The 4,599-nt window shown below is 43.1% G+C and carries 4 protein-coding genes and 1 pseudogene; 3 read left to right on the forward strand and 2 right to left on the reverse strand.

Annotated features, from left to right (window positions below; translation table 11 throughout):
* Both VB654_RS06965 and VB654_RS06970 read left to right on the forward strand, forming a co-directional pair.
* Window positions 1-280 (forward strand): annotated as a pseudogene (locus VB654_RS06965) (dienelactone hydrolase); the annotation flags it as partial.
* A 93-nt stretch (window positions 281-373) separates the two neighbouring features.
* Entirely contained in the window at window positions 374-1,216 is an 843-nt protein-coding gene (locus VB654_RS06970) for an SPFH domain-containing protein (RefSeq protein WP_323212890.1), read from the forward strand.
* A gap of 25 nt (window positions 1,217-1,241) precedes the next feature.
* On the opposite strand, the gene folP is transcribed toward VB654_RS06970, so the two are convergent.
* Window positions 1,242-2,090, reverse strand: a complete 849-nt coding sequence (gene folP, locus VB654_RS06975) for a dihydropteroate synthase (protein WP_323212892.1) — start codon at window positions 2,088-2,090, stop codon at window positions 1,242-1,244.
* A 71-nt stretch (window positions 2,091-2,161) separates the two neighbouring features.
* A complete protein-coding gene (gene tpiA, locus VB654_RS06980; protein WP_323212914.1) occupies window positions 2,162-2,887 on the reverse strand; it encodes a triose-phosphate isomerase in 726 nt (241 codons plus the stop codon).
* 255 nt (window positions 2,888-3,142) lie between these two features.
* On the opposite strand from tpiA, the gene VB654_RS06985 reads away from it, so the two are divergent.
* Window positions 3,143-4,599 (forward strand): GTP-binding protein (locus tag VB654_RS06985; RefSeq protein ID WP_323212893.1); only part of this gene is annotated, 1,457 nt, incomplete at its 3' end.

The following is a 4,599-nucleotide window of genomic DNA, read 5'->3' on the forward strand; positions in this document are numbered from 1 at the left end:
AACAGCCATTGGTGCTACTCACTTAAGTATTACTGATCCAGCATATCCGGTAAGTGCCGCAGGCATCGTCAGAGAAAAGCGAGGGGAAGAAACCAACTCCTTACGCCAATTAATTCGTGGTGTCACCTTAGCATTTATTAAACAAGACACACCTGAAGCCCAGATTTACCAACCATTTCTGACACCAGCTTACGCCCAATCTCTTTCTACCGCACAACTACCCCTACGGTTTAATTCTGATTTACCAAAAAACATCAAACCCTGGCTCAGTTTTATGTGATTAAAGGTTTAAAAGATTAGACTCAAATGAGGGACTAAGGTAGTACCATATCCTTTTACACTAAAATTGCTCAAAAGCTAAATAGGAGAATATATGGAGCCAATCATTGCCATAGTCTTAGCACTCATAGGTTATGCGTTAGGATCTGCAAAACTGATTAATCAAGGGAATGAAGCCCTAGTAGAAAGATTGGGGCGGTATCATCGCAAACTTGGGTCGGGACTCAACTTTATTGTGCCGTTGATTGATCAGATTGTGATGGAAGATACCATACGTGAGCAGTTTATCGACATTAAACCTCAAAATGTGATCACCAGAGATAACATTTACCTAGAAGTTGATGCTGTTCTGTTTTGGCGGATCAGAGATATGGTCAAAAGTTTTTACGAAATTGATGATCTTCAAGGTTCTCTGACACAACTGGCGACAACCACACTCCGGGAAATCATCGCTCAAAACACCGTAGAAGAAACTAATGTCTCCCGTGCTGAAATGGATACAGCCATTTTAAATCAGTTAAATCAAACCACAGAAAATTGGGGAGTGGAGATTCTCCGCTTGGACATTCAAAGCATTACACCACCTGAGAGTGTAAGAAAGTCGATGGAAGAAGAACGAGCGGCGGAAATTAAAAAACGGGCGCTGGTTTTTGAAGCAGAAGGGGAACGTGACGCGGCTATCAAAAGAGCGCAAGGAACTCAAACCTCAATGCAGATAATTGCTGAAGCCTTACGTTCTCATCCGGAAAGCCGTGAAATTTTACGGTATCTCGTAGCTCAAGATTATGTTGTGGCTAGTCAAAGACTTGGCGAAAGTCATAATGCGAAAATAGTCTTTTTAGATCCCAGTAAAACCAATGAGGTTTATAACCAGATAATTGCTGACTCTATTGTTCAAGAAGGTAATGGCAGAAACTCTGAAAACAGTAATGTCTAATTCTTATTCCCTTCCCTGTGTAAGATTACCGTTCTTGCCGGAACAGCGCATCAGCTACCAGTGACACATCACGCATTTCTTGGACATCGTGAACTCGGAGAATATCAGCACCCTGAGAAATAGCTGCACAACAAGCTGCGGCTGTTCCCCAGACTCTTGCTTGAGGATCTGGTTGGTTTAAAATACGACCAATAAAACTTTTACGCGATGCTCCTACCAAAATAGGGCAATTTAGCGCTTTTAATGCACGCAATTGACGTAAAAGTTCTAAATTCTGCTCATAGTTTTTCGCAAAACCAATACCCGGATCAATAATGATTTTCCTGTGATCAATGCCTACAGTCGTTGCTGCTAAAATTCTTGCCGCTAAAAAATTAGAAATTTCTCCCATTAAATCTTGATAATTAGTCATTTGCTGCATTGTCTGCGGCGTTCCCTGAATGTGCATCAAGACAATTGGCACATCTAAACTTGCTACCGTTGGCAGCATCTCTGAGTCAAATGTGCCACCGGAAATATCATTAATGATATCTGCTCCAGTTTCTATAGATGCTCTAGCTACAGAAGCTCTAGTAGTATCTACTGATATCGGGACTGTAATCTCTCGGCGGAGGACTTGCAATATCGGCAGTACCCGATTTAATTCTTCTGCAACTGTGATTTGTTCTGCTCCTGGTCGAGTTGATTGACCACCGACATCAATGATATCAACACCAGCAGCGACCATTGCTTGTGCCTGAGCTAAAGCCGCAGCGCTATTATTAAAAGCGCCACCATCGCTAAAGCTATCGGGTGTGACATTTAAAACACCCATGAGGTAAGTTCTCTGTTCCCAAACAAAACAGCGTTCTCGAATTATTAACTTGTTTGACATAAATTAACAGTTTGAGTCATTGATACACGCATTCCCCGGCTCGGCCAGGGAAACAGCGTTGCATAATGCGATTACTTGTAGTTGACAATCCGAGCAAAACTGGCAGGTTCTAGACTTGCTCCGCCCACAAGAGCGCCATCAATTTCTGGTTGAGCCATAATCTCATCAATATTATTCGGCTTGACTGAGCCACCGTATTGAATCGAAACATTGGGATTACTCAACTGACTACGAATTAAACCGATTACCCGATTAGCGTCTGTGGCTTCACAAGTGTCACCAGTACCGATTGCCCAAATTGGTTCGTAGGCAATCACCAAATTATCTTGATCGACATCTATGAGGTCTTTATCTAGCTGGGTGGTAATCAGTGATTCAGTTTCCCCAGCATCTCGTTGTTCTTTGGTTTCGCCTACACATAGAATTGGTGTCAGACCATACTTTTGAGCTGCTTTGAGACGCAGATTCACAGTTGCGTCTGTTTCACCAAAGTATTGCCGTCTTTCGCTATGACCGACAATGACAAAACGGACACCAAGTTCTGTCAACATGGGGCCAGAAATTTCGCCTGTGTAGGCTCCATTTTCTTCCCAGTGGAGATTTTGCGCCCCTAATTGGATGAGACTGCCATGCAAACTCTTGGATAAAACGTTTAAGTTAGTGAAAGGGGGACACAATACCACTTCTCGGTCTTCGGGGATTTCGGCCAGGTGAGGCAGAAACCCTTGTAAAAAATCCTGGGTTTCTGCCTGGGTTTTGAACATTTTCCAGTTACCGGCAATAACTATTTTCCGCACAGGTGATTTAGTCAAGATTCTAACGCTACTAGATGCATTTTTCAGTTTAGGACGTTTTGTTGGTCATTGGTCATTGGTCATTGGTCATTGGTCATTGGGAAGTTACCGTCTTCTCCCCCCTGCCTCTTTCCCCATTGCTCCCTGCTCCCTGCTCCCTGCTCCCTGCTCCCCTGCCTCTTCCCCCCACTCGCTTGCTAAAAATAATTAGGATAGAAATATGGGGACAAAATCCCAAATTGCAAACTTAAAATTGATATGACTTCCACATTGCCCTTGCCTGAACCTCATCACAGCGACTCACCCAACTGGGAAGAAGAACTGGATAATGCTATTTTCAGTTTTGAAGATATTCAAAGGTCACTCGACTATAAGCAAGCACAAACGGCACTGCGAAATTTAGTTACCAATCTTGATCTGACTCCCCAGGAAAAAAGCGGATTGGAAAATGAACTGGCTGATTTAGAAACTATGCTGGGTAAGTTGGACAGCATGGTGGTACAAATTGCGGCTTTTGGCATGGTGGGACGTGGTAAGTCCTCTCTACTCAATGCCTTGGTGGGACAAACGGTGTTTGAAACTGGCCCTCTGCATGGAGTTACTCGTGATTCTCAAAGAGTTAATTGGAGTATTAGTGAGGAGACAATTGGCGACAATGAACGCACTTTACGAGTAACTTTACCTGCGGGTGGTCAATCTCAGGTGGAACTCATTGATACTCCTGGGTTAGATGAAGTAGATGGTGATACCCGTGCTGCATTAGCGGAACAGGTCGCAAAGCAAGCAGATTTAATTTTGTTTGTAATTGCTGGGGATATGACCAAGATAGAATATGAAGCTCTGTCTCAGTTACGGGAGGCGGGTAAACCGATAATTTTAGTATTTAACAAAGTAGATCAATATCCTGAAGCTGATCGGATGGCAATTTATCACAAAATCCGAGATGAAAGAGTGAGGGAATTACTTACGCCTCTGGAAATTGTGATGGCAGCTGCATCACCATTAGTCAAAACGGCAATTATACGCCCTGATGGTACGAGGGGGGTGCAGTTACGTAACAGTACAGCCCAGGTTGAAGAACTGAAGCTGAAAATTTTGGAGATTTTGCACCGTGAAGGTAAAGCTTTGGTGGCTCTCAATACCATGCTGTATGCCGATAATGTGAATGAGCAATTGGTTGAGCGAAAATTGACGATTCGTGAACAGAATGCTAATCAGTTGATTTGGAAGGCTGTGATGACTAAGGCAGTAGCGATCGCTCTCAATCCAGTAACTGTTGTAGATATACTCAGTAGCATAGTTATTGATATTTCTCTGATTTTGGGTTTATCTAAACTCTATGGCATTCCTATGAGTGAAAGCGGTGCTGTAAAATTGCTACAAAAAATTGCTCTGAGTATGGGCGGCATCGGTTTTAGTGAGTTACTGGCAAATTTAGGCTTAAGTGGATTAAAAACTGTGTTGGGCATCTCTGCATCAGCTACTGCTGGCGCGACTTTTGTTCCTTATGTCTCAGTTGCAATCACTCAAGCCGGGGTAGCTGGGGTGTCTTCCTATGGCATTGGACAAGTGACTAAAGTTTATTTGGCTAATGGGGCGACTTGGGGTGCTGAGGGACCAAAAGCAGTTATTAGTCGGATTTTGGCGAACTTAGACGAAAAATCTATCCTCAACCGCATTAAAGAGGAATTACAACAAAAAGTTAGATTTCTTAA

Source organism: Nodularia sp. UHCC 0506 (genome assembly GCF_034931045.1).
Lineage (GTDB): Bacteria > Cyanobacteriota > Cyanobacteriia > Cyanobacteriales > Nostocaceae > Nodularia.